Source organism: Streptomyces morookaense, from assembly GCF_013030945.1.
Classification (GTDB): Bacteria; Actinomycetota; Actinomycetes; order Streptomycetales; family Streptomycetaceae; genus Streptomyces; species Streptomyces morookaensis.
The window spans coordinates 1-3,702 of record NZ_JABBXF010000176.1 but is presented as its reverse complement, the minus strand read 5'-3'; the positions used below and the strand labels follow the sequence as shown (position 1 = coordinate 3,702).

The 3,702-nt window shown below is 72.2% G+C and carries 5 protein-coding genes; 3 read left to right on the top strand and 2 right to left on the bottom strand.

The window, feature by feature from the left end; genetic code table 11:
- Window positions 1-116 precede the first annotated feature (116 nt).
- The 3 genes from HG542_RS33985 to HG542_RS33975 all read left to right on the top strand — a co-directional run bounded on the left by HG542_RS33985 (window position 117) and on the right by HG542_RS33975 (window position 2,234).
- Window positions 117-476, top strand: a complete 360-nt coding sequence (locus tag HG542_RS33985) for a hypothetical protein (RefSeq protein ID WP_171088274.1) — start codon at window positions 117-119, stop codon at window positions 474-476.
- 91 nt (window positions 477-567) lie between these two features.
- On the top strand, window positions 568-1,413 hold the full coding sequence (locus HG542_RS33980; protein WP_171088272.1) for a DsbA family protein: 846 nt from the start codon (window positions 568-570) through the stop codon (window positions 1,411-1,413).
- Window positions 1,410-2,234, top strand: coding sequence for a cytochrome c biogenesis CcdA family protein (locus HG542_RS33975; RefSeq protein WP_171088269.1), 825 nt, complete (start codon window positions 1,410-1,412; stop codon window positions 2,232-2,234). Before HG542_RS33980 ends, HG542_RS33975 begins: the two co-directional genes overlap by 4 nt.
- 51 nt (window positions 2,235-2,285) lie before the next feature.
- Here HG542_RS33975 and HG542_RS33970 read toward each other — a convergent pair whose 3' ends face one another.
- The gene (locus HG542_RS33970; RefSeq protein WP_171088267.1) at window positions 2,286-2,876 is read right to left on the bottom strand and encodes a lytic polysaccharide monooxygenase auxiliary activity family 9 protein; all 591 of its coding nucleotides are present in this window, start codon (window positions 2,874-2,876) and stop codon (window positions 2,286-2,288) included.
- 113 nt (window positions 2,877-2,989) lie between these two features.
- Window positions 2,990-3,577, bottom strand: a complete 588-nt coding sequence (locus HG542_RS33965) for a C40 family peptidase (protein ID WP_171088264.1) — start codon at window positions 3,575-3,577, stop codon at window positions 2,990-2,992.
- Between the last annotated feature and the right edge of the window lie 125 nt (window positions 3,578-3,702).

Sequence of the window (3,702 nt, the reverse complement as noted above, 5' to 3'; positions counted from 1 at the left end):
GGTTCGAGTCCCTGGCGGCGCACAGACTGAAGAAGGCCCCTCGTTCCGACGAGGGGCCTTCTTCGTTCAGGCTCAGTACGGACCTTCGCACGGCCGGGGACGAGAGGAGGAGGCAGATGCCGCACCGGTACCGCACGTCGGCGGTCTCCGTGCTCGTCCTCCTCCTCGCCGTCGTCTTCGGCCCCGTCCTCTGCGGAGCGACGGGCGCGCCCGTCCCCTCCACGGAGACGAGAACCGGCGCGCAGATGACGTCCGCCACACCGGCCGGCTCCGGCAACGGCAGCTGCCGTCAGCAGGACGTGCCGATCAAGGGGGCCGAGGTCGCCGTCGCCCACGGCTCGGCCGACCCGCTCACCGCCCCCGGCACCGCGCGCACTCCCCTCCCCCAGGCGCGTGCGCCCAAGGCCACCGCGCCCCGCGCCCCGCCCGCGCCGGTCACAGGCTGCTCCGAGCTGCTCCCCGTCCTACGGATCTAGGTCCGCCCCGCCACGGCCCGCTCCCCCGCGCGAGCGCCCGGCCGTGCTCCGGCATGCCCAGATTCCGTACGTCCCAGGGGGTTCCCCGCTCATGTCCGCACGCCCGCCCAAGAACACCGAAACCAGCAAGACCGCCAAGAACGCCAAGCCCGCCAAGCCCGCCAAGAGCAACAAGCCCGGCAAGAACACCAAGCCCTCCCGTCGCATCGCCGCCATCGGCGCGATCGTCGCCCTGGTCGTCGCGGTCGCCGCCGCCGGCATCGCGATCGGCAAGAGCGCGGGCGGCTCCGGCAAGCGCGAGCCCTCCGCCACCGCGGGTGCGGCCGACGACCCGCAGCAGAAGGCCTACGACCAGTACGACAAGGCCACGGCCCGCCGCCAGGACGGCGACCCGCTCGCCCTCGGCAAGGCGGACGCCCCGGTCGTGCTCGTCGAGTACGCCGACTACCAGTGCTCCTTCTGCGGCCGCTTCACCCGGGAGACCCAGCCCGAGCTGATCAAGAAGTACGTGGACACCGGCGTCCTGCGCATCGAGTTCCGCAACTTCCCGATCTTCGGCGACCCGTCCGTGCGCGCCGCCCGCGCCTCCTGGGCCGCCGGGCAGCAGGGCAGGTTCCACGCCTTCCACGACGAGCTCTTCGCCAAGCTGCGCAAGGGCGACGCCCTCGCCGAGGACAAGCTCGTCGACATGGCCCGCACGGCCGGCGTGACCGACCTGGACAGGTTCCGTACGGACATGAACGGCTCCGCCGCCGAGGCCGCCGTCAAGAAGGACCAGGAGCAGGGCTACGCCATCGGCGTGCAGAGCACCCCGTCCTTCCTGGTCAACGGCCGTCCCCTCGCGGGCGCGCAGCCGCTGTCGGCCTTCGAGGACGTCATAGCGCAGGCCAAGGCGGCCAAGGAGGCGCAGGCCGGCGACGGGAAGCCGGGCAAGTGAGCGACATCGGCTACCTCGCCGCGTTCCTCGGCGGCGCCCTCGCCCTGCTGAGCCCGTGCAGCGCCCTGCTGCTGCCCGCGTTCTTCGCCTACTCGCTCGCCACCCCCGGCCGGCTGCTGGCCCGTACCGGCGTGTTCTACCTGGGGCTGGCCACCACACTCGTGCCGCTCGGCGCGGCCTCGACCGCCGCGAGCCGGCTCTTCAACGGGCACCGCGACGTACTGATCACGGCCGGCGGGTGGATCGTCGTGGCCCTGGGCCTCGCCCAGATCCTGGGCCTGGGCTTCGCCTCGAAGAAGGCCCAGGAGGCGGCCGGGCGGATCACGCCGCGGTCGGCGGCGTCGACGTTCCTGCTGGGCTGCGTCTACGGACTGGCCGGCTTCTGCGCCGGACCGATCCTGGGCGCGGTGCTGACGGTGACGGCCGTGCACGGCAATCCGGTGTACGGGGCGTCGATGCTCGCCGTCTACGCGCTGGGCATGGCCCTGCCGCTGTTCGTCCTCGCCCTCTTCTGGGACCGCTTCCGGCTCGGCAGCCGACAGTGGCTGCGCGGGCGGGAGTTCCGGGTGGGACGGCTGCGGCTGCACACGACGTCGCTGCTGTCGGGGCTGTTCTTCATCGGCATCGGCGTCCTGTTCCTTGTATACGACGGGACGACCGGACTGCCCGGCATCCTGGACGCCGATCAGGAGTTCACGCTGGAGGAGTTCGCCTCCGAGGTGGGCAACGCCGTGCCCGACTACGCCCTGCTGGCGGTGGTCGCGCTGGTGGTCGCGGGCATCCTGGCGCGGATCGCGCTGAAGCGCGACCCGGACGAGTGACGAGTGAGGTGCCGGGGGCGGGGGACCGTCCCGCCCGCCCCCGGCACCCGTTCAGAACTGGACGTCCGAACAGGCGTAGAACGCGTTGCCGGTGTCCGCGATCGTCCAGACGGCGAGGATGAGCTGCTTGCCGGTCCGCCCCGCGGGGAGGACGCCGTCGTGGGTGACGGTGGCATCCGGGATCCGGCCGTCGTAGGGCACCGTGAGGAAGGGCTCGGGGTCGAGCTCGTCCCGGGTGAGCGGTTTGGCCGGGTCGTAGCTGCTGTTGGTGAGGTAGTAGCGGAAGTCGGTGGTGGCGTGGCGGGCGGTGAGCCGCCACCGGAAGGTGAGGTTCTGGCCCGCGGTGACCGGCGTGGCCGGCCAGTTCCCGTTGCGCGGGTCGTCGAGCTCGGCGAAGCGGCTGTTGCCGCCGGCGCAGAGGGTGCCGTCGGAGGGTCCGGCGTCCGGGAAGCCCTTGGGGCCCTCGACGCTCTGCGGCTCCCACCGGATCGCGCCGCAGTCCTGGACGGTGCCGTTGGCGCAGAACGCCTGGCGGCTGGTGGGCGCGTCGGTGTAGCCGTGGCCGACGGCGGGGCCGGTGGAGAGGGCGGAGACGCAGGCGACGCCTAAGCCGATGATCACCGCACTGATCTTTTTGCGCATGCTGAAGCACTCCTCGGGAACGTGGGGGGTTCGTGAGTCGTGTGGGGATGAGCGGTCCAGACCAATACGGAGGCTAGTACCGGCCAATAGTCATGTCCAGGCCAAGCGCATGCTCACCTGACCACGGGCCGCCCGTAGAGGTTCGGGCTGTAGCGGGAGAAGGTCGAGATCCGTACCTTCGTGCCCGGCCGGGCCGCCTCGATGTAGCGGCCTCCGCCCAGGTAGACCGCCACGTGGTGAACGCCGGACGCCCGGCCGTCGGAGGACCAGAAGACCAGGTCGCCGCGGCGCAGCGCCTTGCGCGTGATCCGGGCCGACGCCCGGTACTGGTCGGCCGCGGTCCGCGGCAGCCGGACGCCCGCCCGGCGGTAGGCCTGCTGGACCAGCCCCGAGCAGTCCCAGCGGTGCGGGCCCGCGCCCCCGAGGGCGTACGCATCGCCCACATGGCTCATCGCGAAGTCCACCGCGGGCTCCAGCCCGCGCGCCCCCGCGCCCGCCTCCGCGCCCGCCTCCGCCGCGGCGTCCTCGTTCGCCGCGGGGTCGGGCGGATCCGCCAGGGCGCCCGGGACCGCCGCGGCCGTACCGACGATCACCGCGGCCCCGACAACCGCCGCCAGAGCCCCCCGCAGGGAGGATCGTCCCTGGTGGGCGGCGTGATCGTCGTCGGGTATCCCGTCCGGCATCTCCTCGCTGCCTTCCATGAGACAAACCGCAGATCAATAGCCATTACGACACACATACCGGCATACGGCCTGCCGGGGTGGTCAGGAGCACCCTCCGGCGTCCTGTAAAGTTTCCTCTGTCAGCAGGCGCCGCTAGCTCAGTT

Excerpts from the sequence above, each read along its gene's own strand:
- HG542_RS33970 (WP_171088267.1), bottom strand. The coding sequence starts at position 2,876 with ATGCGCAAAAAGATCAGTGCGGTGATCATCGGCTTAGGCGTCGCCTGC.
- HG542_RS33985 (WP_171088274.1), top strand. The coding sequence starts at position 117 with ATGCCGCACCGGTACCGCACGTCGGCGGTCTCCGTGCTCGTCCTCCTC.
- HG542_RS33965 (WP_171088264.1), bottom strand. The coding sequence starts at position 3,577 with ATGGAAGGCAGCGAGGAGATGCCGGACGGGATACCCGACGACGATCAC.
- HG542_RS33980 (WP_171088272.1), top strand. The coding sequence starts at position 568 with ATGTCCGCACGCCCGCCCAAGAACACCGAAACCAGCAAGACCGCCAAG.